This is a genomic window from Flavobacterium sp. CG_9.1, from assembly GCF_015751645.1.
In the GTDB taxonomy this organism is placed as follows: domain Bacteria; phylum Bacteroidota; class Bacteroidia; order Flavobacteriales; family Flavobacteriaceae; genus Flavobacterium; species Flavobacterium xanthum.
The window spans coordinates 1-26,920 of sequence record NZ_JADOVC010000026.1 but is presented as its reverse complement, the minus strand read 5'-3'; the positions used below and the strand labels follow the sequence as shown (position 1 = coordinate 26,920).

At 34.1% G+C, this 26,920-nt stretch carries 19 protein-coding genes and 1 tRNA gene; 13 read left to right on the top strand and 7 right to left on the bottom strand.

All coding sequences use genetic code 11. The annotated features are described in order from the left end of the window. The first annotated feature begins 4 nt into the window (after window positions 1–4). The 7 genes from IWX83_RS13235 to IWX83_RS13205 all read left to right on the top strand — a co-directional run bounded on the left by IWX83_RS13235 (window position 5) and on the right by IWX83_RS13205 (window position 7,875). On the top strand, window positions 5–379 hold the full coding sequence (locus tag IWX83_RS13235) for a diacylglycerol kinase family protein (protein ID WP_073354590.1): 375 nt from the start codon (window positions 5–7) through the stop codon (window positions 377–379). A 19-nt stretch (window positions 380–398) separates the two neighbouring features. Further along, window positions 399–2,846, top strand: a complete 2,448-nt coding sequence (locus tag IWX83_RS13230) for a DNA translocase FtsK (RefSeq protein ID WP_196830268.1) — start codon at window positions 399–401, stop codon at window positions 2,844–2,846. 4 nt (window positions 2,847–2,850) lie between these two features. After that, window positions 2,851–3,540, top strand: coding sequence for an outer membrane lipoprotein carrier protein LolA (locus IWX83_RS13225; RefSeq protein ID WP_073354621.1), 690 nt, complete (start codon window positions 2,851–2,853; stop codon window positions 3,538–3,540). Between the two features lie 8 nt (window positions 3,541–3,548). Continuing rightward, window positions 3,549–4,982, top strand: coding sequence for an LptF/LptG family permease (locus IWX83_RS13220; RefSeq protein ID WP_196830267.1), 1,434 nt, complete (start codon window positions 3,549–3,551; stop codon window positions 4,980–4,982). Window positions 4,983–4,990: 8 nt separating this feature from the next. Continuing rightward, window positions 4,991–6,124 (top strand): 3,4-dihydroxy-2-butanone-4-phosphate synthase, encoded by a 1,134-nt coding sequence (gene ribB / locus IWX83_RS13215; RefSeq protein WP_196830265.1) that lies wholly within the window; start codon window positions 4,991–4,993, stop codon window positions 6,122–6,124. 167 nt (window positions 6,125–6,291) lie between these two features. Further along, window positions 6,292–6,376, top strand: a tRNA-Ser gene (locus IWX83_RS13210). 251 nt (window positions 6,377–6,627) lie between these two features. Beyond that, on the top strand, window positions 6,628–7,875 hold the full coding sequence (locus IWX83_RS13205; RefSeq protein WP_196830264.1) for a site-specific integrase: 1,248 nt from the start codon (window positions 6,628–6,630) through the stop codon (window positions 7,873–7,875). 480 nt (window positions 7,876–8,355) lie between these two features. Here IWX83_RS13205 and IWX83_RS13200 read toward each other — a convergent pair whose 3' ends face one another. The 4 genes from IWX83_RS13200 to IWX83_RS13185 all read right to left on the bottom strand — a co-directional run bounded on the left by IWX83_RS13200 (window position 8,356) and on the right by IWX83_RS13185 (window position 12,257). Further along, window positions 8,356–9,381 carry a hypothetical protein gene (locus IWX83_RS13200; RefSeq protein ID WP_196830262.1) on the bottom strand — a complete coding sequence of 342 codons (1,026 nt, stop codon included), beginning with the start codon at window positions 9,379–9,381 and terminating at the stop codon, window positions 8,356–8,358. Window positions 9,382–9,476: 95 nt separating this feature from the next. Beyond that, a complete protein-coding gene (locus IWX83_RS13195) occupies window positions 9,477–10,688 on the bottom strand; it encodes a hypothetical protein (protein WP_196830260.1) in 1,212 nt (403 codons plus the stop codon). A 238-nt stretch (window positions 10,689–10,926) separates the two neighbouring features. After that, entirely contained in the window at window positions 10,927–11,157 is a 231-nt protein-coding gene (locus IWX83_RS13190) for a hypothetical protein (RefSeq protein ID WP_196830259.1), read from the bottom strand. A 23-nt stretch (window positions 11,158–11,180) separates the two neighbouring features. Further along, entirely contained in the window at window positions 11,181–12,257 is a 1,077-nt protein-coding gene (locus IWX83_RS13185) for a hypothetical protein (RefSeq protein ID WP_196830257.1), read from the bottom strand. A 231-nt stretch (window positions 12,258–12,488) separates the two neighbouring features. On the opposite strand from IWX83_RS13185, the gene IWX83_RS13180 reads away from it, so the two are divergent. From IWX83_RS13180 to IWX83_RS13165, 4 genes are all read left to right on the top strand, one after another. Next, the gene (locus IWX83_RS13180; RefSeq protein WP_196830255.1) at window positions 12,489–13,925 is read left to right on the top strand and encodes a hypothetical protein; all 1,437 of its coding nucleotides are present in this window, start codon (window positions 12,489–12,491) and stop codon (window positions 13,923–13,925) included. A 500-nt stretch (window positions 13,926–14,425) separates the two neighbouring features. After that, complete coding sequence (locus tag IWX83_RS13175; protein WP_196830253.1) at window positions 14,426–15,331, top strand: helix-turn-helix transcriptional regulator; 906 nt, start codon at window positions 14,426–14,428, stop codon at window positions 15,329–15,331. 104 nt (window positions 15,332–15,435) lie between these two features. Next, window positions 15,436–16,917 (top strand): MauE/DoxX family redox-associated membrane protein, encoded by a 1,482-nt coding sequence (locus IWX83_RS13170; RefSeq protein ID WP_196830251.1) that lies wholly within the window; start codon window positions 15,436–15,438, stop codon window positions 16,915–16,917. A gap of 96 nt (window positions 16,918–17,013) precedes the next feature. Then, on the top strand, window positions 17,014–17,295 hold the full coding sequence (locus IWX83_RS13165) for a DUF6520 family protein (RefSeq protein WP_196830249.1): 282 nt from the start codon (window positions 17,014–17,016) through the stop codon (window positions 17,293–17,295). A gap of 47 nt (window positions 17,296–17,342) precedes the next feature. Here IWX83_RS13165 and IWX83_RS13160 read toward each other — a convergent pair whose 3' ends face one another. From IWX83_RS13160 to IWX83_RS13150, 3 genes are read right to left on the bottom strand one after another with little or no spacing between them, the layout of a single operon-like run. Continuing rightward, entirely contained in the window at window positions 17,343–19,958 is a 2,616-nt protein-coding gene (locus tag IWX83_RS13160; protein WP_196830248.1) for a prolyl oligopeptidase family serine peptidase, read from the bottom strand. Beyond that, window positions 19,958–21,331: a RagB/SusD family nutrient uptake outer membrane protein gene (locus IWX83_RS13155; RefSeq protein WP_196830246.1), complete on the bottom strand. Its 1,374-nt coding sequence runs from the start codon at window positions 21,329–21,331 to the stop codon at window positions 19,958–19,960. The genes IWX83_RS13160 and IWX83_RS13155 overlap by 1 nt, the downstream gene beginning before the upstream one ends. A 17-nt stretch (window positions 21,332–21,348) precedes the next feature. Continuing rightward, complete coding sequence (locus tag IWX83_RS13150) at window positions 21,349–24,402, bottom strand: SusC/RagA family TonB-linked outer membrane protein (protein ID WP_196830244.1); 3,054 nt, start codon at window positions 24,400–24,402, stop codon at window positions 21,349–21,351. Window positions 24,403–25,307: 905 nt separating this feature from the next. On the opposite strand from IWX83_RS13150, the gene IWX83_RS13145 reads away from it, so the two are divergent. Both IWX83_RS13145 and IWX83_RS13140 read left to right on the top strand, forming a co-directional pair. Further along, window positions 25,308–25,556 (top strand): helix-turn-helix domain-containing protein, encoded by a 249-nt coding sequence (locus IWX83_RS13145; RefSeq protein WP_196830242.1) that lies wholly within the window; start codon window positions 25,308–25,310, stop codon window positions 25,554–25,556. 473 nt (window positions 25,557–26,029) lie between these two features. Next, on the top strand, window positions 26,030–26,329 hold the full coding sequence (locus tag IWX83_RS13140) for a hypothetical protein (RefSeq protein WP_196830240.1): 300 nt from the start codon (window positions 26,030–26,032) through the stop codon (window positions 26,327–26,329). The last annotated feature ends 591 nt before the right edge of the window (window positions 26,330–26,920 follow it).

Sequence of the window (26,920 nt, the reverse complement as noted above, 5' to 3'; positions counted from 1 at the left end):
CTTGATGGAATTTCAAAAAGACAATACTTTTTTTTCAGGAAGATTAAAAAGTGTTTCGTATGCCCTTAAAGGAGCTTTAAAACTAATCACCACTGAACACAGCGTTATGGTCCAATTTTCTTTAGGGATTTTGGTTACCACAGCAGGTTTTTATTTTGGTATTTCCAAAACGGAATGGCTTTTTCAAACCTTAGCTATCGGATTGGTTTTAAGTATTGAAGGTTTGAATACAGCCATTGAAAAAATAGCCGATTTTATTCATCCTAATTATCATGAAAGAATTGGCTTCATTAAAGATATTGCTGCGGGAGCGGTATTTTTTGCCGCTATGACAGCGATAATAATTGGATTAATCATATACATACCACTTATTTTTTAGGTAGTAGCACAAAAAAAGAATGGCAAAAACAACAAAAACAGTCCCTTTGAACAAAAAAACCGTTACTAAATCAGAGGCAAAAATTCCATTGCATTTAACCAAACAACATAAAATTGTATTTGGTGCTTTACTGGTTTTATTCTCCGTTGCTTTACTATTTGCCTTTGTGTCGTTTTTTATTTTCGGACAACAAGATCAAAGTGCCGTTCAAGAATTAACCAATCGATCCGAGATCGTCCAAAACTGGCTCGGTAAATTTGGTGCATTCTTGGCTGATTTACTTATTTACAAAGGATTTGGGATTGCTGCATTTATATTTGTGCGTTTGTTTTTCCTCTCTGGAATCTACATGGTGCTGGGTATAAGTGTACGAAAATTAAAGACCATCTGGTTTTGGGATTTATTTGTAATTATTATTTTATCCGTCTTATTTGGTTTTTTTGCAACGTCAGCGCCTGAATTAGGAGGAACAATTGGGTACGAATTAAATTTATTTCTACAAGATTACATTGGAAAACCAGGAACTTTATTGATTTTATTGTTTGGATTAATCATCTACGTGATTTTTAAAATCAAACTTTCGCCTGAAAGCATTCAGTCCTTTTTTGAAAACACAAAAAAAGAAATTAAAGCCGTTGCTATCCCTACTCCTTTTAATAATAAGAAAGGAGATTATAATTTAGAGGAATTTGCAGTTGCCGAAGAAGAATTAGATACCATTCACATCAAAACGAATGGTTCACAATTCGAAATCAATAAAGAAGCATTAAAGCCAACCATCAGCCATTCCTCTGATATCAACAGAGATCCTATCGCGAAGCCGCTTGCCATGGAAGTTACACCCATCGCAGCTCCAGAAATAATTTCCAATCCCTTAGATACTTTTGTTATAGAAACAGCGCCGGAAGAGGACATTATTGAGGAAAACTTGGCGTCAAGATTAGTAGCTGACTTTGGATTATTCGATCCAACTTTGGATTTATCCAATTACAAATTCCCCACAATCGATTTATTAAAGGAATATTCAACGGGAGGAATTACCATCAACCAGGAAGAATTAGAAGAAAATAAAAACCGAATTGTAGATACGCTTCGCAATTACAAAATAGAGATTGCTCAAATAAAAGCTACTGTTGGACCATCAGTAACTTTATATGAAATTGTTCCAGAAGCAGGAATTCGTATTTCTAAAATCAAGAGTTTAGAGGATGATATTGCCTTATCGCTGTCGGCATTGGGTATTCGTATCATTGCGCCTATTCCAGGAAAAGGAACGATAGGAATTGAGGTTCCTAACAAAAATCCAACAATGGTGTCGATGAAGAGTGTTATTGGCTCTGCCAAATTCCAAGAGGCTGAAATGGAATTACCTATTGCTCTTGGAAAAACAATTTCGAATGAAACTTTTGTAGTCGATTTAGCCAAAATGCCTCACTTATTGATGGCTGGTGCGACCGGACAAGGAAAATCAGTAGGATTAAATGCCGTTTTGACTTCGCTTTTGTATAAAAAACATCCCGCGGAAGTAAAGTTTGTTTTAGTCGATCCTAAGAAAGTCGAGTTAACGCTTTTCAATAAAATAGAAAGGCATTATTTAGCAAAACTTCCAGATATGGATGACGCTATTATTACAGACAATGCAAAAGTGGTGAATACTTTGAATTCGCTTTGTGTGGAAATGGACAACCGTTATTCATTATTGAAAGATGCTATGGTGCGTAACATCAAAGAATACAACGATAAATTTAAAGCTCGAAAATTGAATCCTGAAAACGGACACCGTTTTTTGCCTTATATTGTTCTAGTTGTTGATGAGTTTGCCGATTTGATTATGACCGCTGGTAAAGAAGTAGAAGTTCCTATTGCTCGTTTAGCACAATTAGCTAGAGCCATTGGAATTCACTTAATTATAGCCACGCAAAGACCATCTGTAAATGTAATTACCGGTTTGATAAAAGCCAATTTCCCTGCCAGAATAGCGTTTAGAGTTACTTCAAAAATTGATTCTAGAACTATTTTAGATACGCAAGGTGCTGATCAGTTAATAGGACGTGGTGATATGCTTTACACGAATGGAAATGATGTCGTGCGGGTGCAATGCGCTTTTATAGATACACCAGAAGTAGAAAAGATAACGGAATTCATTGGCTCTCAAAAAGCATATGCGACCGCTTATTTACTTCCAGAGTTCGTTGGAGAGGAAAGTGGCATTAATCTTGATATGAACATATCCGATAGAGATACTTTGTTTAGAGAAGCCGCAGAAATCATTGTAAATGCACAACAAGGATCGGCTTCCTTGCTACAAAGAAAACTAAAATTAGGCTACAACAGAGCCGGCCGATTAATCGATCAATTAGAAGCTGCTGGAATTGTTGGCCCATTTGAAGGAAGTAAAGCACGAAGTGTAAACATTCTAGATATGAGTTCTCTTGATCAATTTTTCAACAATGAACAAAACAATTAATACAATGAAATCAAACATTCAAGATTCTAAACAAAATTATACACAAACTATGGGCAAAAGACTCCTTTTTATAATGGCCTTATTCCTTTTTGGTTTTTCGATTCAAGCACAAGATAAAAAAGCAAAAGACCTTTTAGATCAAGTTACAGCTAAAGTTAAAAGCTATAACAACATAACAATAGATTTTAAATATTCTTTGAATAATGCAAAAGAGAATATCAATCAAGATAGTAAAGGAAATGTTACCATGAAAGGAAACCAATATGTTTTGAACTTTATGGGAGTTACAAAAATATTTGACGGACAAAAAACATATACTATAGTTCCAGAGGATGAAGAAATCACCATTTCTACTGTTAATGAAAAGGATGATAATGCTATAACACCTTCTAAAATGCTTACTTTTTTCAATTCTGGTTACAAATATAGCATGGATATTTTGCAAAATGTAAAAGGAAGAAAAATTCAATACATCAAACTGGTTCCTGTAAGTGCCAAAGACCAAAGAAAAGAAGTATTACTGGGAATTGATGTGCAAACAAAACACATTTATAATTTGATTGAAGTGGGTAAAAAAGGAACAAAGACAACATTAACGGTTAATTCTTTTAAAACCAACCAACCTTTGTCAAAAAATCAATTTACATTTGCGGGGAGTAAATATCCAAATTACTACATCAACAAATTAGATTAATGTACTAGGTGAAAATTCTTGACAAATACTTATTAAAAACCTTTTTGACTACATTTACTACTGTATTTGTAATCCTGTTTTTTATATTCATACTTCAAACCGTGTGGTTATTCATATCGGAATTAGCCGGGAAAGATTTAGATCTATTAATGATTATTAAATTCCTAGCTTTTTCTATGCCTAGAATTGTACCCCTAGTTTTACCCCTTTCGATACTCTTATCTTCCATAATGACTTTTGGAAATTTAGCGGAGAATTATGAATTTGCGGCGATGAAATCTTCTGGAATTTCGCTACAGCGAGCCATGAGAAGTTTAACCGTATTTATTGTTTTATTAAGTATCGTTGCTTTCTTCTTTTCGAATAATGTAATTCCTTATGCCGAATATAAGTTTATCAATTTTAGAAAAAACATTGCGCAAGTAAAACCCGCTTTGGCTATAGCCGAAGGACAATTTAATGATGTTGGCTTTTATAATATCAAAGTCAATAAAAAAAGTGGCGCTGAAGGCAATACACTAACTGGTATCACAATTCATAAAAAGTCAAAAATTGGTGACGGGAGTAAAACCGTGATAAAAGCAAAAGACGGAGAATTAATAAGTAGTGAAGAATCTAGTATTCTCCAATTAGTACTTAATAATGGCTATTATTATGAGGATATTGTTCCAAAAAAATACGAGGACCGCAGTAAAATGCCTTTTGCAAAAAGCTCTTTTAAAAAGCAAATCATTAATATTGATTTATCAGAATTGAATAAAGTGGATGTAAATGATGAATCCGTAGCCAATACAAATACAATGCTTACTGTTAACGAACTAAATTACACGTTGGATTCATTGAATAAAAACATGAAAACCGATATCATTTCGTTTACAGAGAACAGCAATAGCAGAATTGCTTTCCCTCCGAAAAAACAGCTGATCGCATCTGCAAAAAGCAAACCACTTCCCAATAATATCTTGTCGTTATATACTAATCAACAAAAATCAGATATTTTAAAAATAGCCAGTAGCAATGTAGCAAGTACAACCTACTCGATTGATACTTCTAAAACTGATTTTTTTAATAAACAAAAAAATATAAACAGACATTTACTTGCTTATTATGACAAATTTGTAATTGTATTTGCTTGTTTTCTAATGTTTTTTATCGGTGCCCCTTTAGGCGCTATCATTAGAAAAGGAGGTCTCGGTCTTCCTATTGTTTTTGCGGTTTTAATATTCATCACCTTTCATTTTATAAATACTTTTGGAAAAAGAATTGCTCAAGAAAACGGAATGACCCCCTTTATGGGCGCTTGGTTATCTTCAATTATTTTGACGCCATTAGCAGTATTATTGACCTACAGAGCTACAAACGATATTGGATTAATAAACATGGATGTCATTTTGGCTCCCTTTCAAAAAGTACTAAAAAAAATATTCCCATCACGAAACTAATACCCACAATGGATTTAAATAAAATAGAACTCAATACAATTGAAGAAGCAATAGAAGCTATTCGTCAAGGAAAAATTATAATTGTTGTAGATGATGAAGACCGAGAAAACGAAGGTGATTTTTTGGCTGCAGCCGAAAAAGTGACTACAGAAATGATTAATTTCATGGCCACACACGGCCGAGGATTAATATGTGCTCCGTTGACAGAAAGCCGTTGCAAAGAATTGGGATTACATGTTATGGTTACTAATAATACGGATCCAATGGAAACTGCGTTCACGGTTTCAGTAGATTTAAGAGGAAACGGCGTAACAACAGGGATATCTGCAGCAGATAGAGCAAAAACAGTTTTGGCATTGGTCAATCCAGAAACCAAACCGCATGATTTGGCAAGACCAGGTCATATTTTCCCTCTTATTGCTAAACAAGGTGGTGTTTTAAGAAGAACGGGACATACAGAGGCAGCAATTGATTTTGCTCGTTTAGCTGGGTTTAAATCAGCTGGTGTGATTGTAGAAATAATGAATGAAGATGGAACCATGGCGCGACTTCCGCAGTTAGTAGCGGTGGCAAAAAAATTCGATTTAAAATTAGTTTCAATTGAAGCGCTAGTTGCCTACCGAATGCAACATGACAGCTTAATTATTAAAAAGGAAGATTTTGATATTGAGACTCGCTTTGGTAATTTCAGGTTGCGAGCGTACCAACAAACCACCAATAAACAAATACACATCGCTTTAACTAAAGGGACTTGGAATTTAGGAGAACCAATATTAACTAGAATACATTCCACACAAGTTAATAATGACTTATTGGGAACTCTAACTAATAACGTTGATCAGCAACTAGACGATATGTTCAAGGTTATTAATGAACACGGTAAAGGCGCTTTCATTTTTATCAATCAAGACATGCAATCAGTGAATTTACTAAGTCGCCTTACTGAGCTTAAATCATTACAAGAATCTGGACAAATGAAAGCACCAAAAATCATTATAGATAGCAAGGATTTTGGAATTGGCGCGCAAATTTTACATGATATTGATATCTCAAAAATAAGATTAGTTTCCAATACAGAGGGTACTAAACGAGTTGGTATGATTGGATATGGACTCGAAATAACCGAATATGTAAAGTATTAAAACTTTTAATTACTTTTTTTTTAAAATATTTTAAGCCTAAAGCATACAAAATGAAACGGTTAAAAAATAGTCAAAAAAATAGATGCTTTTTTTATAAAAATAGATTTGCATAACCAAAAAAGGTTCTTATATTTGCACTCGCAATCAGGTAATGAAAGCGACAGACTGGAGAAATGGCAGAGCGGTCGAATGCGGCAGTCTTGAAAACTGTTGACTGTAACAGGTCCGGGGGTTCGAATCCCTCTTTCTCCGCTGGTTAATTCAAATAACCTACTAAAACCCTTTAAATCTTATGATTTAGAGGGTTTTTTCTTTTATACCCCTTCCAAATTATTCATAGTTTATCATATTAAAAGGGGTACTATTCGGGGCACTTGCAAAATTCAAAAACATTGTGCCCCTACCTATGGTAAACCCAGTAATAGCAAGGAGTTCATTAAATGGACATCTTGTTTTGTGTTGATATTAATTTTAAATTTCTATTAACTTAAAGGTCACCAGCTATGAATGAAAACATCTCAATCCTCTTTTACTTAAAAAGAGCCAAAGTCAACGCACAAGGGTTAGTTCCTATTTTTCAAAGAATAACTATCAATGGCAAACGCATTGATAATAGTACAGGAAAGTTTATAGACCCCGCCAAATGGCATACCGAAATGTCTAAAATGAGGGGTACCTCAGAAGAAGCTCGTTCAATAAATGGACATCTTGAATATTTGAAATCCAAAATATACGATGCTGAGAAAAACTTAATCAAAACCGATATTCCTATAAATTCCGAAACATTAAAAAACAAATTACTGGGTATCAAAGAACGTCAAAGAACCCTCATCCCTATCTTCAAAGACCACAACAATAAAATCAAAGAATTGGTAGGGAAAGAATATGCACCAGGAACACTGGAGCGTTACAATACTTCTTTAAAACACACCATTGATTTCCTGGAATGGAAATACAAAGTTTCCGATATCGAAATCGACAAAATAAATCATGCCTTTATAACCGATTATGAGTTCTACTTGCGCAGCGTTCGGAATTGCGCGAATAACACGGCGGTGAAATACATCAAGAACTTCAGTAAAATCATCAAGATATGTTTGGCCAATAATTGGATTGATAGAAACCCTTTCAGCAACTACAAAGCCAAAGTCAGAGAAGTGGAACGGGTATATTTATCAGAGGGAGAAATTCAGAATATCATCAACAAAGATTTCAAAACAGAAAGGCTATCCTTAGTGCGCGATATCTTCCTTTTTAGCTGCTTTACCGGCTTGGCATACATTGATGTCAAAAACTTAACAAAGTCCCACATAAGCATCGGTATTGACGGAGAGAAATGGATATTTACCCACCGCCAGAAAACAGAAACAGCTTCGAAGATTCCAATTCTTCCAATAACCCAAATGATTATTGATAAATACGAAGATCATCCGGAATGCTGCAATCAAAACAAACTGCTACCCATTTTGAGCAACCAGAAAATGAATGCCTATTTAAAAGAAATTGCCGGTGTTTGTGAAATCGACAAAGAACTCACCTTCCACATTGCCCGGCATACATTTGCAACTACAGTTACGCTCACAAACGGAGTTCCTATAGAAAGCGTAAGCAAAATGCTTGGACATAAAAACTTACGTACCACCCAGCATTATGCAAAGGTGTTGGATAAAAAAGTAAGTGAGGACATGATGATTTTAAGAAACAAAATGTTAAACAGCATCAATAATAAAATTATCAAAAAGACAAGTTAGGATTTTCAATGGTCTAATTTAGATTAAAGAGTTTGGAATAAATAGTTCAAGAATAGATTCTTTTTGTAATTTGTAGTAGATTTATCTTGGTCTGTAATTTTTTTCAAAAGAACGCTTTAAAACTGTACGATATGCTATCAAAAAAAATTGAAATACTAAAATATTTACTATTGTAATATCGTTTTTATTTCTTCAGTATTACATTGTTATTGGCTCTCTTGACTTATAGTTATAATAAAACTTTGGATTTAAAAAAAGAACTTGTCCAAATAAACAAAGAACTGCATCAGGAACAAGTCACTTTCGAAAGAAAACAAAAGACACATGATAAAAAAATGAAACAGCAGCATGCAAAAACCGAACGGATGATCAAAGAGATCAATTTACATAAATAGGACTTATAACCGGTTCTGTTCAACCTGAGTTTTCATTTTTCCTGCTACACACGCAAAGACCCCCCTGCTGTTGGCACATGGTACTTTAATTACCATATATACGAAGATATTCAAGTGCATTTTTTTTGAAGATTCTATATTTATTTGCAAAACTTTCATGAAATATATTTAAATCAAAAAATTTTCTTTCATTCATATTTTCACATGAAAATGATGCAGCATATGAAAAAGCTCCCTCATTTTTATTTATTTTTTTAGAATAAAAGTTATTTGAAATTACCCAAGTTTCGCATTGGAACATCATCAGATTAGTAATTTTTCTTTCAAGCCTTTTTTCACTGTCAGTGAAGAACTCATTTACATAAGCTTTTACATCCGATTCATTTTCTTTTTTATAAGCCATCATAAAAACTGACTTATCTTTATTTGGAAATAGATTTACAAAAATATCACTTACGTCTTCTTTATCTTTTCGATACTTTCTGATGTATTGTTGCAATTCCAAACTTGTTTCATAGTTGTAGAATGCTGATAAACAAATGCCTTTTATCGATATTTCTCTAACTTTAAAAACATATGATTCTGAACTATTATTTAAATCTTTCCAAATTACATTTTCTGTTTTTTGTAAATCATTTATCCCGAGTTTTTCTTGTGAAAGTGAACCATTTAAAACCGCCATATCAAATAAGTCAGAATGATTGGCAATCAAGCACTCATACATACTTACGTTTACTAATTTCCTGAATTTTTCATTATAAACAGTTCGTAATGTGAATAATAAAAGGTTTCTGTAATTAGAGAAATCAATTTCTTCTACTTCAATAGTTTTAAATAATTCAGTATCATGTGTTGAACAAAAGCAATTAAACGAAAAAGCTTTGTTAATTCCAATCTTTCTAAAAGAATGCACATTTTCGTTGAATTTATTTATTTGCATTTCAATTACATGTCCATCTTCGGCAATGGATGAAAGTATTCCATTTTTCTGAAGAATATGAGAACTAATAGATTTTTCGCTACAATCAGGATGAAAACAAGTATTTATTTTGTCAATAGCTTTTGCTTTACAATCGTGAAATGCTTTCGCAACTTTTATTTTTGGTTCCATATTAATATCAAAAACGAGGTTGTTTATTATGCTACTTTTTTAAAGATTTAGATTTCCATAAGGTTGTGCAACGGCTACGTCTGTTAGCCGAAGCCTTAATCATAATGAAAAACTATAATTTCAAAATAGACTTCTTTTTTCTGATCTTGCGGAAGATGAAATATATAACTAAAAGATGACTCTCCTCTTCCACTTGGTTGTTTAACGAAGTAGGGATGTTTCGGAGCTTCTTGTCTAATAGTGTTTAAAACATTAGAAAACTCTTTGTTTGTGACAAAAATTATCAAAGCAGCTTTTGAATCTCGCCATGTCAAATACCTATCAAATAATTGAAAGATCGCCTTTTGAAATTCTGAATTGCCATGCCAAAATTTGCACTCTGCTACAAACAAATTTGAATTATCTTTAGCATATTTAAGAATTATATCTGTTTTGCCGGCTCGATTAAATGTTTCTCCCGAAGCTGTAGTATTATCATATCGAGTTTCTAATAACAATAGAAATTGATCTCTTAGTCCTTCTTCATCTTTATTTTTATATGTTGAAGGCTTTTTTTCCATACTTTTTCCAAAATCATATATGACCTTTAAGATATCTTCATACATCTCTTTTGCCATCATCGGTTCAGAAGCAAACTCTTGATTTTTTGGTACTCTGGGCTGAGGAACAATTTTCTTTTTTATTGTTGGAGTTGAGAAGACAGATTTTGTCTGATCATCGACTTTTACATTAATAGCAGTAAAAAAGTCATCCTCTTCCAAATATTTATTTTTTTGTTGTTTGAAAAGAGACTTTACAGTACTTTCTAAACTGTTATTCCATCCCTGCGCTTCAATATTTACATTGTCAAGATTAGCAAATGCTCCTCTTTGAAATTCATTCTTAGCATTCTTAAATTCATTAGGATCTTTTTTATATAATTTGAAACTAAAGGAAACAGTATTATTATAATCGTTGACGTTAATCTCCTGGGTTCTCATAACCCATGAACTGGGTCTTACTTGAAATAATACTGCTGCTCCGGTAAATGAATAGGAAACAGTAAAATGATACACATCAGTTTCATATTTTTCTTTATAGAATCTATCTTCAACTATTTCTTTTCGCGTTATTGGTTTTTCAATAACTTCAGAATCAAAATATACTTTTAAAGATTCAATTGTATATTCTGCAATTAAGTAGGAAATGTATTCTTCTTCATCAATTCCCAATAAATATTGCTTGTCATTACCTTCAATTTCTTTCTTTAAATTATTAATTAGGTTATCTTTAAACCTATAACTATCAATTTCTGCAAATGCTTTCATATTCTATTTATTGATATATTTCATAAAGTTTTCTGTTAATGTCAGTTCGTCTATAGATACCCAGACGAACTCAATTTTGTTCATTAGAAAGTAAATATATTAGATCTAAATTACAATTATTATTATTTTTTAACTACCTCTGGTTCCTTTCAACAGCGAATTCTTGGCGGGGCTTGCAGACCGCATGAAGTCTTGCTTATTATAGGCAGTTATTCTAATGTTTATATAAGCAGTTTATTTATACAGAATATTCAATAACGTTAAAATATGGTTTGTTTTCTTTGTCAATGCCTGAAAAAATAGCAGTGAGCGACTTTCCATCTGCTGATAATTTACGTTTATAAATTGCACCTATTTGCCCTTCTTTCAAAAAAAAACCAATTGTAATTTCCTCAGTTACCTTATGTGCAATTATTGAGTCAGTATCTTCTTTGCAGCAAATTGGAAAAGTTTCGTCATCTCTTAACACTGACTTCTTTTGTTCAACATTACTTATAAGTTATTGTTTAGTGTCCATCCACTATAATAAACACAATCCGATACAAATTTTACTTTTATCCATTTTCCTTCATTTTGAAGAACTGTTAGTTTTGTACCAATAGGAATTGTGAACTTCACTTTTAGCCTGTTATCTGGACTTTCTTTTAGAAATTTTATATTTGTCGTAACGGTTTCAAAAGCAGATTCTGTAATGTAGATGGTCTCTTTTGAAACTTTATCATCCATCAGCATTTCCTTAACACTACTAAATAAGGGTACAACAATACAACACACCAAAAGTTTTATGGCTATTACACGCACGCCTGTGTCTTTTAAATTATCTAAAAAATCAGTTATCCATTTGACAAAAAGTTCTTTGTCTTTACCACTTTTATAATTCTCGGACATTTCACTGAACGTATCAAGAATATATTTTGTCACATATGTAATTGCTATTTTGTTCCCCTCTGAAGTTGCATTATCAATATCATAGGTTAGTGCAGCAGTTAATTGGCCATCAATATCGATTTGAAATTCATCATCATACTCGTCCAAGCCATTGATAAGCTTATAAAGATTTTTTATGTTGGAATCAAACCGGAAAATTGATTCAGAAATCTTAACCACATCAGCCATACTTTTTGAAGCAGCATTTAAACCTGAAATTATGTTTATGGCGTTCTTCTCAGCAGAACTTTCTGAAATAGCTGGCATAATCATTTGCCAATTGCTTTGAGTGGTAAAAACACCTTTTAAAGCACTATTAGTAGTATTATTTAAATCAAGAATCAATTTTGGCACCGTTGGTAACTTTGGGTAATCTATTGCTAGGGAATAATCCATTGCGACAGATGCAGAATTGGAATATGTAACCAATGCATCATTTTTAAACCATGCAATAGAATCTAACAATGGCATGACACTTCTTGCATATTTTGTTACATTTTCAGCATCTCGCATAAAACTGGTTGATTTCTCAATAGCAACGGAAATACCGCTGGTTTTTCCCAGTATTCTATCCGTTTTTGCAATTATATCACTTACTGCTGTATACGCTGATATTGGTCTGTAAAATTTATCGTTCATCATGACTCCCAAATATATAATAACAAATTTAACGATAAACAAAATGACAAACAAGGCAACTTTTCAACATTCCTAAGAACGACATTCACACCTCTATTTGACGCAGAAAAGCTGGCATGGTTCAGTTTTTTGTTATCCTCATGGTGCAAAACATCCATAATAATGTTAGCAACTATTTTATTACTAATGCGATAAATAACTCATAGAATTTAACTTTGTTAAAATTTATGATTGATGATTAGAGTATATTTAGATTGGAATGCATTTAGCAGATTGGATGATAATGATGAAACATATAAAAAAGCATCTGCATTTTTAATAGATGATTCAAAATACATCATTCCATTTTCTCACGCTCATATGCTTGATTTGCACAGAGGCTATCTCAAAGTTGGGATGGAAGGAATTGCTGGTAAATTGGATACACTTCAAAAGTATTCGAGGGATTTGTTAATTACTGATACCGACGGAGACGAGTTAGAATTCATCAACATTTATGTTAAGAAAGCGATGGAAATGCAGGTTGAAACTTATGATAACCACAAAGCATTAAATATTACTCTCGATGACTTACTTGAACCATTAGAACTTCTGAAACCATTATTGAATATTCAAATCACCAATCCCATGGCAAAACCTGGTGAAGATATAGATGATAAAGAATATAAAAAACTTATAAGCAACGCACCAAGAACGGCAAATGAAGTTCAAAAACTCATAGGGAATTCTGAAACCACATCAGTAGCAGACTTGATGGGAAATCTAATTAAGATGGCAAGTACTTTATATCAAGACAACTCTTATAATGAACTTAGGGATGCATATCAAAAAGATTTGAAAGTGAATACAGGCCGAATGAGAGATAAGCGTTTTGACCCTATGGAATCGCTTGACGAAATTGCAAGGAAAATGAAATTGGAAAATTTCATGGAACTGCATGAACGTTTGTTAAGTAAAAAAGATAATATAAGTCTCTTCAAAAGAATTCAGGAACTATGCCGCCTGTTGGATTTTAACGGATTTTTCCCTGATGTAATAAAGGAAGGACATCACTTAGACAACATTGAAACCGATTATCAACATATCGGATATGGTTCAACTTGCGATATTTTTATTAGTGCCGATAATAATACAAGGGAAAAAGCAAAGCTCGCATATAAACTCTTAACCATTGATGTAAAAGTATTTACACCCAAAGAATTTGTAGACTTCATTGAGAACAATTCAAGCGAATTTGAAGATAGTAATACCTTTTTAGATTATCTTTTTTGGTTAAGGGACAACGAACCTTCTGCTGTTACAAATGAATTTGAATACCATTATGTTCCCTCTTATGTTTTAGAATATTTTAATATAGTTGGTCTACCATTAAATGACGAAAAGCACTTTATCCTACACAAATTTGGTTCAGCAAACAGGATATCAATGTTCGTAAAAGAAGTTTCTTCGGTTCGTGATAAGCTATTAGAGTTTTATGGAAAACCAGATCTTGAGCAAAACCAAATTGGGGATTATTTTTATGCTGTGTGTTGGATGACCGAAGATCTGATGCTAATCGAATTGAAATACACTGATAAAAATCTGACACTGGAAGTAAAACAATGCCAGAAACTTAAGGGTGGAAGCGTATTTCTAACAAAAGCAAATTCAGGTTTAAATGACCCCTCCTAAACTCATAAATCTTCCCTCTCAAATAAAGTCCTACAATCCACACAACAACTACCCCCTACTACTTCATACCATTCCATAGCTCGAAGAGAGAATGCTTAAATGTGATTCCTTTTAGGAGCATATCAGAAACTACTTTATTGGCAACAAATACTCCCGAATTGACAACTCTTTCTCCTGAATTGACAACTCTTTCTCCCGAATCGACAACTTCGCTCCCGAATTGACAAGTCCCCTCCCAAAATGACTATTCTTGCTCTTAAATTGACAAAATGAAAACAAGAATTATTTCCTATTTCAGTTGACCCAAATCGAAACCAAAATAATCAAAAAGTATAGTCCCAAACCAAGTAAATACAGTAAAACTAAGATAATTTACCCCTATTCAATTCCCGAATTGAACACTATACTTTTAGCAAATAAAAATTACATTATGTAGTTTTGTCTGTCTTTTCAAGCACTTGTCTTGCTATTCCGCAATCAATTCCTCACGATATAACTTCATGGAAAATCAAACAACACAACAGCGCATCAAGGCAATTTACCAAATGCTTTTTGAAATGGCAACCGGTAACCTCTCTTTTAGAATTTTCAAAACTGATCAAAACGACGAAATTGGCAAACTGTCTGAAATGCTTAACAGTCTTGCCGGAGAAATGCATGATATATTACTCCAATCAGGTTACGTTAACCCACACTACAGTTATCAAAACTTAGTACAAACAACATTTATCTTAGACGATAACTTCATAATTCGTAGTTTCAATGCACACGTTCCAGAAGCGCTCTACTATAAATCAGAAGAATTATTTCAGGTAGATTTTGGAAAATTTATTGCGCCACAATCCTTCAGTATTTGGAACCAAAAAAAGAATGAAGCTTCACTTGATGATAATTACCATAGCACCGTTCCGCTTATTTTTATAACAGGTAATTATAAATTACTTCCTATTTTTTGCACCATTTCTCGGCTTCGCTATAGCGACAAGATAATCGTAAACTCAATTACTACCATCTTACAAGAATTGCTATCAGACCCGAAGTATGTAATAAAAGTAAATCCAGAAAAACAATCCGAAGCGGTCGTCATGCAAAATCTTTATGATTACATCTTAAATCACTTGGAGGAACCACTGCCTACCCTTAAAGAATTAGCTGTGCTTTTTGATACAAATGAATACAAATTGAAACAGGGATTCCGAGAATTATTTAAAACCAGTATTTATAGTTTTTACCATGAAGAAAGATTAAAAAGAGCGCATTTGATGGTCAATCAAACAAATATTCCACTCAAAGAAATTGCTATAATGAATGGTTTTAACTCCTACCTCAACTTTTATAAAGCTTTCAAAAAAAGATTTAAATATGCACCAAGTGAAATAGATCGTGGCCCTCATGAAGCTGTTTAATTTCTAAATGCCTACCCCACCCCCTATTTTGAATAACGAAAGTTCTGATTTGCATAACATAACAAATTTTTATTATAGAATTTTACACCACTAAAAAATCTAAAATGAAATTAACTGCTACAATCAGAGAGATAATCAAAAGTATAATCAGCTATTTATTCATACTGATTTTTGTTTATGCAGCATTAACCAAGTTAATAGAGTTTCAAAATTTCCAGGCACAGCTTGGTCAGTCACCATTGTTGAGTGCTTACACTGGATTTATCTCATATTCAGTTTTAATTGTAGAATTGGTCATCGCTTTTTTACTTTCAATACCCAGAACACGATCTATCGGACTACTTTCCTCTTTTGCACTAATGATTATGTTTACGGTTTATATAATCGTTATACTCAATTATTCCTCATTTGTACCTTGCTCTTGTGGTGGCATACTTGAGAAGATGAGTTGGAAAGAGCATTTAATATTCAATAGTGCTTTTACATTATTAGCTGCAATAGCTTCATTACTTATAGCAACTGACAGAACTCATACACTAATAAAACTTTCAATAATCGCCATTACAGCATCCGCTATAATAGGCACTTTATATCTATATTCAGAAGACACAATGCACCGTGTAAACCCATTCATTAGACGTTTTATTCAAGGTGCAGCCTCTAAAACAGCGGAAGCCGAATTAAACAATAATTCAAAATACTTTGCAGGAACTGACGGTAGCAACATTTATTTTGGAGATAGCGAAGCGCCACTCTATATAATAGCTTATGATACCACTTTAAAAACCAAACGTCAATATAAAATACAGTTGGAACGTGAAAACTTTCCATTCACTTCAGTACAAGTCAGAATTGCACCGCCTTATTTTTATCTAATGGATGGCACGGTACCGGTTATTTATAAAGGAATTAAATCCGATTGGAAAGCCAAATTACTCATGTATGACAACAACTACTATTTCTCACAAGCCGAAATCATTGCTTCTGACAAAATTGCTTTTCGTGCGCAACAACAAAAAACGCTTTATAATATTTTAGGAACTTTTACTTTCAAACACAATTTACAAGTTCAGTATGCACCTCAACTACTACAAAAACAAATAGATGGCTTTTTTGATACCGATGGAATGATGCGATTTGACAGTAGATCTCAAAAATTAATCTACACCTATTACTACCGCAATCAATACATTGTCGCGGATAATAACGGCAACTTAATCCATCGCGGAAATACCATTGACACCACTACCAAAGCAAAACTAAAAGTAGCTCATATCAAAGAAACCGGGCAACGAAAAATAGCTTCACTTCCGACAACGGTAAATCAACTAACCGCTGTTTCAAATAATCTGCTATTTGTAAATTCTATGCTAATCGGACGATACGAACCCAAAGAAATGTGGAAACAAGCGGCTATCATTGATGTGTATAATATCGAAAAAAACACCTATTTGTCAAGTATCTACATCTATGATATAAACAAAACTAAGTTGAAGGAAATGTTTGTGGTTAACAACAATCTCTATGCAATAATTGGACATCGGGTTCACAAATACCAATTGAGTAAAAAACATTTCAAAAACTAGTAACAATATCAAAATCTATTCTGATCAGTAGCAGGAACGAGACTGAAAACCTGTAAAAAAGAGTAAGTCAAAAAAAGTAATTAAAATTCTATTATCATGAAAACTATTTTTAAAGTGATTTTGCCAGTTTTGGCATTCACAATGGCAAGTGCCGGAGCAGTTATGTCAAAAGATGCTAAAATTAAAGATGCTAAAAAATCGGTGCTAATCTCAGGATTTATCCAAAATCCTTCACCGGCTAACTGTCTTCCGGTTTCTGTAGATTGTAATACAACAATTGGTCCGGCGTGTATGTCTAGTGAAGCAATTCCAAGACAAGTGTGGTTAAAAAATGCTGCTAATGCATGTAGTGTAAACTTGTACAAAACTGCACACTAAGCAGTAAAAAGAAATATGCAGTTTCTTGTTGGAAACTGCATATTGTTTTAATTGGTTTCAAAATCCGCCTTCATCCACTTTTTCTTTGGGGCATCTTTTAAATAGTGACCAAACCAGTCTTCCACTTTCAAAGTCAAATCTTCCTGATTTTTATGATTAAATAAAACATGCCCATCATAAGGATAAACCAACATCACATGCTCTTTTTTCAATCGTCTCAAAGCAGCATAAAATAGTTCTCCTTGTTCAGGTTCAACATTTTCATCCAATTTTGCGGACCATGTCAGTAAAGGAGCTGTAATCTTTTTAGCATTTTGCAAAGGGGAATTTCGGTAATAAGCTTCTTTATTTTCAAAAAAGGGTACACCCATTCGAAACTGTTGATTTTCATAACGGAAACTATCAATAGCCCCCCAATCATTATTATAATTAAAATAATTCCCAACGATATCAGAAACGCCTGCTCCACTTATTGCAGTGGCAAATAAATCGGTTTGTGTAATGATAAAATTAGTTTCATAACCACCAAATGAATGTCCAAATAATCCAATTTTATAAGCATCTGCAACACCCATTTGAATCACTTTATTAGCGGCCCCAGTCACACATTCAGTTGCTGAAATACCTGTATTTCCTTTTTCATAAGCAATATCTGCCAACAAAACCGCATATCCACTAGCTGTTAAGTTTGTGATGTTAAAACCTAGCATATTTTGATTGGTAGGATTTACATATTTGTGGACGTCACGGGAAACTATCTCATAAATATAAACAATCAAAGGAACTTTTTTGGTAGCATCGTAATTCGCAGGATAAAACAATGCCCCATTCAATGGAGTTCCCTTACTATCGGTATAATGAATCATTTCCGATTTGCCCCATTGATACTTCTTTTGTTGTTCATTGCTTTGAACAATTACTCGCTCAGAGCCATCATCAACATACACAATTGCTGGCGACGAATCATACCTTTCTTTAACACAAATAAAAGCACTTCCTGTTTTAGATTTCATGTATTTGGTAATCATAGCATTTTCAAAAACAAGGGAAGTCATTGCTTTATGGGGTTGCCATTGATAATAACCCACTGCACCCCCATACATATCAATAGCAGTCAGAACACTATTTTTAGATAAATCATAAATATACGTACCGCTATCTGCATAGTTAAATTCGTGAACATTAGAAATTGCAGATTTATCAAATTGAAAACGCAGCTGCTTTTCCTTACCGTTGGTTAATCGTTTACGGTGTTTGCCATCGGTCGAAATCGCCCAAATATCATAGTGGTCATAACATAATATAAATTTTCCGTCTTTACTCCAGTCAGTCTGACCCCAAACCCGCAATTCATTACCAGGATCAACTGCACGATTATCCCAGATAACATTCAAATCCTTTGTTAAATTGAGATGTGTTTTCTTTACAATATCATAAACCCACCAATTACTTTCTTTATAATAACTGATATACCTCCCGTCCGGAGAAAAATCCATTTGACTATCTACCCCGGACTGTTCTTTTAAAAATAAGTCCTTCGCTCCAGTCCTAACATTCATTAAGTAATAATCCATATCAGCATTCACTTTATATTGCGGTTCATACTGATATTTATCGGCTATAACAGAATAATCTTGACTACCGTTCAACGCAACCCATGAATATTTTTCAGAACTAAGTTGCATAACTATTGCTTCTTTTGGTAGCCAAACAGCCAAAAACTGTGGATAAGCAACGCTTGCTTTCAACTTACGTTCACGATAAAGTGAAAGGTCCTTAGAATGCCAAACTTCAATACCACTGGAATATACAGTTGTGTCTTTAGCTGCAATAGTGGTTACTCCAAAAAACACTTTCTTTCCATCACGGGAAACTTTTAATTCAATATTTTGTTCGGGAGCAATTTTCATATGCGTTGGAAAAGTAACATCAGATGATTTCAGAGTAAATAGTTTAGTATTTAAAAAATCATAATAATACACTTCCTTATTACCTTTGTCAATGCCATAAAACGCAACAGAATTACCATTAAATTGCCACTTAAGTACTTCAAAAGTTTGTTCAGTCGGCTGTATGAATAGCTGATTACTAAAAGATTTTTTAAAACTCAAAAATCCAACCGAACCTTTTCCATTCACCGCAGTAGTATAAACCAACTTTGTCTTATCAGCATTCCATTCATAAGTACTCACATTTTCAATACGTTCAATTGTTGCTCCATTTTTTCTGACAACAAGCGTAGAAGCGTCTTCCAATGTAACTAAATACTGTCCATCTGCCGAAAACGAATAACTACTAACATTCGGATATAATTTTTCAGTTCCGCTATTCAAATCAAACAATACCAAACGTTCCTTTTTGATAAAAGCAAAATCTTTTTCACCATTAAATGTACCAGTAATCACATTTGGAAATACAAACTTCTTTAAGCTTTTAGTGTGCACCACAAATGTAGTATCTAAATTATTTTCGTACGAAAATCCGTAACTGACCCAAGCACCATTTCCAGACAATTGCTCGCTTGCCATCGTATGCCACAAACCATAATCAGCTTCGGTCACATTTTTCTTAGTTAGCGCCTGTCCCATAACAGGGCAGGGAACTAACCCAACTAAAATTAGGGCGATCGCGCCATAAAATGTTGATAAAAAAGAGAATTTCATTAATAACCCGGATTTTGAGAAATGTTCGGATTCGCCAATAATTCTGTCTCCGGAATTGGCCAATGAGAATCGGTACTATTCCAACCCAATTTCACAATCGGTAAAACAGTATTTAATGTTCCATTTCGTTTCAAATCAAAAAAACGATGCCCATATTCTGTAAACAATTCATAGCGTCGTTCTTGTTGAACTGCATCTATAATTTCAGCTGCGGTTGTTGCTGTAGTATTTGGCAAACCAGCCAAACTTCGAACCGTATTCAAATCTTGTTTAGCATTGATCAATTCACCTTGGCGTGCTCTTGCTTCGGCACGAATAAGATATTGTTCCGCCAATCTAAACACAATAGAATATTCAACAGATGTTCCAGTATTGGTATTTTGCTTGTATTTATTAGCATGATACCAAGTGTTGGAACCATCTGTAACGCTCGCAATCCAATGACTTTTTCTAAGGTCATCATTCGCAAACGAATTATACAACTCAGCCCGCAAGCCAACAAACGGCGGTGGTCCAGTCTGAAATACAAATACCGAACCTTCATCGGCATTATTACCTTCCAACTTTGGATAGAACTGCCAAATCGTTGCAGTACAATCCTTCAAAAATACCTTGTCAATATCCGTTTCCCAAACATACTCAGCATTATTCAAAACAGCCGAAGCAGCATTTGAAGCTTCAGCCCAATTACCGTTATACAAATACGTGCGTGCCAGTAAAGCCATTGCAGTCGAACGATTTGGCCGAACACGATTAGGTACAATATAAGCCTCGGGCAATAACGCAACTGCCTGCTCTAAATCGGCAATAATAGCAGTATAAACCTGAGCTGTTGGCATTCTGTTAACCAAGCGGTTTACCTCATAATCAGTGGTAGTAATGTAAGGCACATCACCATACAAATTCAGCAAATAAAAATGCACCAAAGCTCTAACAAATAACGCTTCACCAACAAACTGATTTTTATCAGCAGTTGAAAGGACAGTCGAATTCCCACAACCATAAATCACAGCATTAGCACAATAAATCTGATGGTAACTTTCATTCCACAATTGTGATGCAAGCGATGTGGTGGACTGCATAGAATTATTAAAAATAAACGAAATATTATCATCAGTAGTGCCATAATAAGTAAGCTCGTCAGCATACAATCCCAAACTTACACTTGAGCCAGTGGTTAATCCTGCCAACAATCCTGTATCTCTCAATTTCGAATAAATGTCAATCAATGCTGCATTAGCGGTTGTTCTATCCTCAAAAACAGTTACTCCAGTCAATTGTGAACTCGGAGTTTCCACATCCACAAAACTATCGCAACCCATCAAACTTAGTAATACAAATAAACTCAGTAGTGTTATTTTAAAATTTTTCATAGTCATATAAATTAAGATTATAAAGTCAGTTTAACTCCAGCCGAATACACTTTCAACGGTGGCAAAAAGTTACTAAACTTAAATTCGGGATCTCCTTTAGAATAATTGGTAAAAGTCAACAGGTTTTGGCCTTGCAAATACAATTGACAACGAACTCCTTTACTCATTTTCAAAGGCAAATCATACGTCAACGATATGTTTTTCAAACGCAAATAAGAAGCATCTTCTATATTACCTGTACTCAATGCATAACGGTAATACGCATTAATTATATCGCCATTAAGTCCTGTAGTAAATGGTTGTTGCCCATCCGGGTTGCTGACACTTGCCAATTGATTGACTGGAGTTCCGGGAACACCAGATGTTGTTCCAAACGTTTCTTGCTTCACAAATTGAAACAAGAAATCCAATTGCAAATTTTTATAGGTAAACTGGTTTTGCAAGCCACCAAAGAAATCCGGACTCAAATCAGCAATGTTGGTTCTATCGCCAAGCGAAGTAATCACTCCATCACCATTCACATCCTCAAACTCATAAACACCAGTTGTTGGGTTTATGCCGATGTAGTTATAAACTTTTACGATGTTTATGGGTTCGCCAACCACATAACGGTTCGCGTTGGTGGAACTTTCCAAACTAGGATATGACACCAATTTATTGCTGCTAACCGAAATATTAAAATTAGTAGTCCATTCAAAATCCTTGCGCTGAAAATTAACGGTTCTTAATGTAAACTCCAATCCACTATTTTGAACCGTAGCATCAAGATTAGCATTCAACGAACTAAACCCAGTAGTTCCCGGCAACGGTAAACCAACTAACTGATTCGATGAACGATTTAAGTAGTAAGCAGTGGTCAAAAACAGTCTGTCTTTCACGAAACCTGTTTCCAAAGCAACCTCAAACTTTCTATTCGTTTCCCATCCGAATTCGGGATTAAACAACCGAATCGGTTGCAATCCGATCAACCCTTGATACGTATTACCCGAAGAAGTATACGTATCCAAAAACTGATAGTCTCCTATTTGATCATTACCAGTCGCTCCATAACTCGTGCGTAATTTTCCAAAACTAAGTATCGAGTTATCTTTCAAGAAAGTTTCATTCGAAAAAATCCATGCCGCTCCTACCGCTCCAAAAGTAGCAAACTGCTTTCCTGGTCCAAATCGGCTCGAACCATCACGGCGACCAGTAATATTAATTATATAACGGGCATTCCAATTGTAGTTGATTCGGGCAAAAAAGGCTTGATACTTATAAACGGTTTCTTCACTGAGGTCAATCGTTTTTATCGATGCCGAAGCCAAGTCGTTAATCAAACTATTACTCGAATACCCAAAACCATTCATAAACAACCGATTGGTTTTCTGTTGCTGAAAAGTACTACCGACCAAAGCCTCAATTTTACCTTTGCCAAGGGTAGTATTCCAATTCAATTGTGGCTCAAATATCCAAGTGCTTCTATCGGTTTGGCTAACACTCAATCCCGAAAATTCACTTCCCAACCCATAAGCCGGATTATACATCGTATGCGGTTGCGTTCTACTTTCAGTATTTTTCAAATCCGAATAACCTAAACTTGATTTCGCTTGTAAATTTTTCAAAATCTGATACGACAATACAGTATTCGCAGTCAAATCTTTAATCCTCGAATCAAATTCCGATTCCAGTAACGCCAACGGATTATCCCAAGTGCTGTTCGCCCAATTCAAATTTCCATCTGCGTCATACAATTCAGGCGCATTAGGTGCAAGAGTTCTCGATACCGCAGTCAAATCCGTAGCGGGTTGATTATTCTTTTGAGCTGTATAATTGGCAGAAAACACCAATTTAAACTTGTCATCATCCGAAGTATGATTCATGTTAAAATGTGCCGCACCTTTATTATATTGAAAATCGCCCGGAAAAACAGTGGTCTCCGTTCTATAATTACCACTCAATAAATATTGCGTTTTAGCATTGCCGCCAGATACTGAAGCTTGTAAATTGTTAACGGTGGCTGTTCCACCTATAAACGCTTTCTGCCAATCAGTATAGCGGGTTGCATCCCATGTGCCATTGACATCATAGGCAAAATCAGGATAAGTACTAATACCATCATTAGCAAATGCCTGTTGGCGCATCGCTAAATACTGTGGCGTATTCATCAATTTCGGCGTTTTTGTAACACTTCCTACATTTGTAGAACCATTCACCATAAAGGTGGTTTTTCCTATTTTACCTTTTTTGGTGGTAATCAGCACCACACCATTAGCACCACGCGAACCATAAATCGCTGTAGCATCAGCATCTTTAAGCACCTCAATACTCTCAATATCCGACGGATTTATAGAATTCAACGGACTAGTCAAACTCGGTGCAGTACCGGAGGTAGCAATGGAACCAATGGCTTCGGATGAATAGGGAACTCCATCAATAATATACAACGGCTGGTTACCATCACCACGCAAACTGTTTTGCCCTCTTATTTTAATGGTAAAAGAACCACCGGGAGAACCACTGTCTTGTACAATATCAACCCCAGCCATTCGTCCCTGCATAGTGGCTAGGACATTTGTTACTGGTTGTTTTTCAATATCCTTCGCAGATATTTTAGCAATACTTCCGATGCGCTCGCTTTCTTTTACTGAATAATAACCGGCATTAATTTTCACTTCTTGAAGTTGGGTGGCATCCTCTTGCAGTCGTACATTAATAACAGCATTACCCTGTACAGGCATTTCTATAGTTTTGTAGCCCATAAAGGAAAAAACCAGCAAATCGGTTGGAGCGGCAGTTATCTCATATTTCCCTTCAAAATTAGTAATGACATCAGCACTTTTTCCTTTAATAGAGACAGTTACTCCAGGCATTTGACCCTGATTATCAGTTACGGTTCCGGTAATTTGCTTAATCTGAACTTGTTTAATCTGAACTTGTTTCAGATTCTGCTTTGGCAAGCTATTGCCCACTTTAAGCAAAGCCGCAGAGATTATGGGCGTATTAGCAAGAGCAACACTAGTATTCAGCAGTATGCAAATAAGCAGATACCAAAGTACCGTCCTACCCTTGTTTAATGAAATATTTTTCATAATATTGGTTTAGTTAATGTAAATGAATGTTTTTGTTAGCTATAGGTCCTCTATACAGTTGTCGAGACGGTGAGAGGGCCTTTTTTTTATGCGTTTAGCCACGAAGGGTTTTGTTTTTTTATTTGATCATAGGCGTTTTTAAGAGTTAGGAGTTATAGGTCATAAATTGGTGTTAATACTAAATAAGCTTTAGCTATTTTTAAATCTTTAAAAACATTTGCAACCATATAACCACAGGCATATTATTGCTATTAAAGCCACTATTAATGCAATTTGTATTTGTTTATAGTATTTCATCTTTGCAATTTTTATATGTAATGGGTTAACTTATCACTGCAATCTGACCAATGTTGGCTACTTTCTATTATTGACATTGCTATTAAAATTGCTATTGTCATTGCTATTCTTATTGTGTTTTTATTATGTTTTTATTGCATAGGCAACTGGGTTTTAAAGTTTTTTTTAAAAGGAAAGTACACTGCCGTTGGCAGTTGCAGCCCGACGCAGGCAGTGCATTTCCAAACTAACTAATTCAACAAATTAATTTGTGTGCGAGACTTTAAAAAAGAAGGAAGATTGGCTAAGAATGGCAGCTGGCTTTGTGCCAATAAAAAATGGCGCAGAACTCAGCTTAAACGCTTCAGAGGTACTGGTATACCCGCCACACGAATAAGTGAGCCCACGCCATGGGACGTGAGCATCGTACTTATCATCTCGTGTGTTAAAATTACCAGTTTTCTGAAACGAGATTCAAAGCGAATGCTTCAAATATTTTATATGAAGAATCGCAAAAATACATTACTTTAATGTAATGATTAAACAAATATACTAAAAAAATATTAACGTGGTAATATATTGCCACATTAATTTCTTTAAATTTAAAGAAATTGCCTAAAAGATAGGCTATGATTAATGAAACTACGAAAAGTGCATTTTTACTAAAATTTGGTAAAAAACTCGGAGAAATAAAAAAACTCAAAAATTTAAGTTATAGGACGATCGCTAAAAACTGTGATCTAGATGCAAGTTTTATAAGTAAAATTGAAAAAGGTACTGAAAATATAACTTTAGAAACAATACTTAATTTATCGTATGGACTTAATATTCAACCTAAGGAGTTTTTTGATTTTAAAGTAGATTTAGAAAAAGAATAATTGGATTATAAATAAGTTAGGTTTTTTGACATCTTTTTTTGTGAAAAAGACCCAAACAATACTATTCAATTCGCGAATCACACACTATACTATTTGCATCTAACTCCATAAAAATATAGGTTTGACACTTAATCAAATTTATAATAGCTATGGAATGGTATGAAATAATAGGACTAATTGTGATATGGATTGTAGGTCTTTATGTAACTGGGAAGTTTTATGAGCGCATGAGAAACAGGCATTTTAGTGATCGTTGGAGGAATAAGAAGAAATAAAAGATGCTGTGTGGGTGTCTTTTTTTGTTTTAAAACTAATTGATAATTTATAAAAAAAATACTATATATTTGAGAATCGATAAAGCGAAACAAACCTTCGTTTATCTACCCATATTAGGGTTTATATATGAAGGTTTGTTTCGTCTATATACTAGTGTGCGTCAGTTTAGTAGGAATAAATAAAAAAACCAAAATAACATGTCAAAAACAGAAAAGTTAAAAACCGAAATTACAGAAGCAATCCGAAAAATAGAAACTCTAAATGAAAATAACAAATTTGAAGTTTATAGTATTTATTCAAATATCTACAAAAAGTGCACGGATATGAATCGAGAAGATTTTAAATCAGAAATTGAATTCGACAAACATTGTTCAGATGTAAAATCAAAATATAATACCATTCAATTAGAATTAAGTAATTTACAAAACCCTAATTCAATGGTTGATGTTCAATCTAATTTTGCTCAAATTAAAATATCTTTACATAATCTTATTTAAGACGATTATATCCAAAGGTTCTAATTTGTTATTGTGCATTTGGTCTAATTTACGGGATATTACAATTATATTTTTTAGCCAGTGGTCAATATTATCGCAAGTAGGAATGTTTTTTTAAACCCAATACATAAGTATCGAGTTCATTAACTAAGGCTTCTGATTTTATTTTTATATCTGTATTTAACATTTCTTTTAATTTAAAGATTGTTTCCGTCTTAAACGGTGCGGAAGCGAAACCGAAAATTGTAACCTGACAAAATAGTCGAGAAAACCGAAGGCATAACAGATAAGGGTTCGTTGGGCTTGAAAAGCCAACAATGAACCCGCGGTTGAACGGAACCGGTTGAGAGTCCGCTAACACTATGGCGTTATCGTAAAATTAGTAGAAGGATTACCAAGAGGATTTAGAGTCCTCTTTTTTTAAGGATTGGTTTTCGTAGTTTATTTCGTGTTTCCCTTTCCCGAAGTTTCGGGATTGAGCATAAAATCCCTTACCTGTATATTCCAGTCATGATGTGCCACTAATTCCGGTCATGATGTGCCACAAAATAATGAGCTAATTTCTGTTCAAATTTACATTTTTTTATTGAT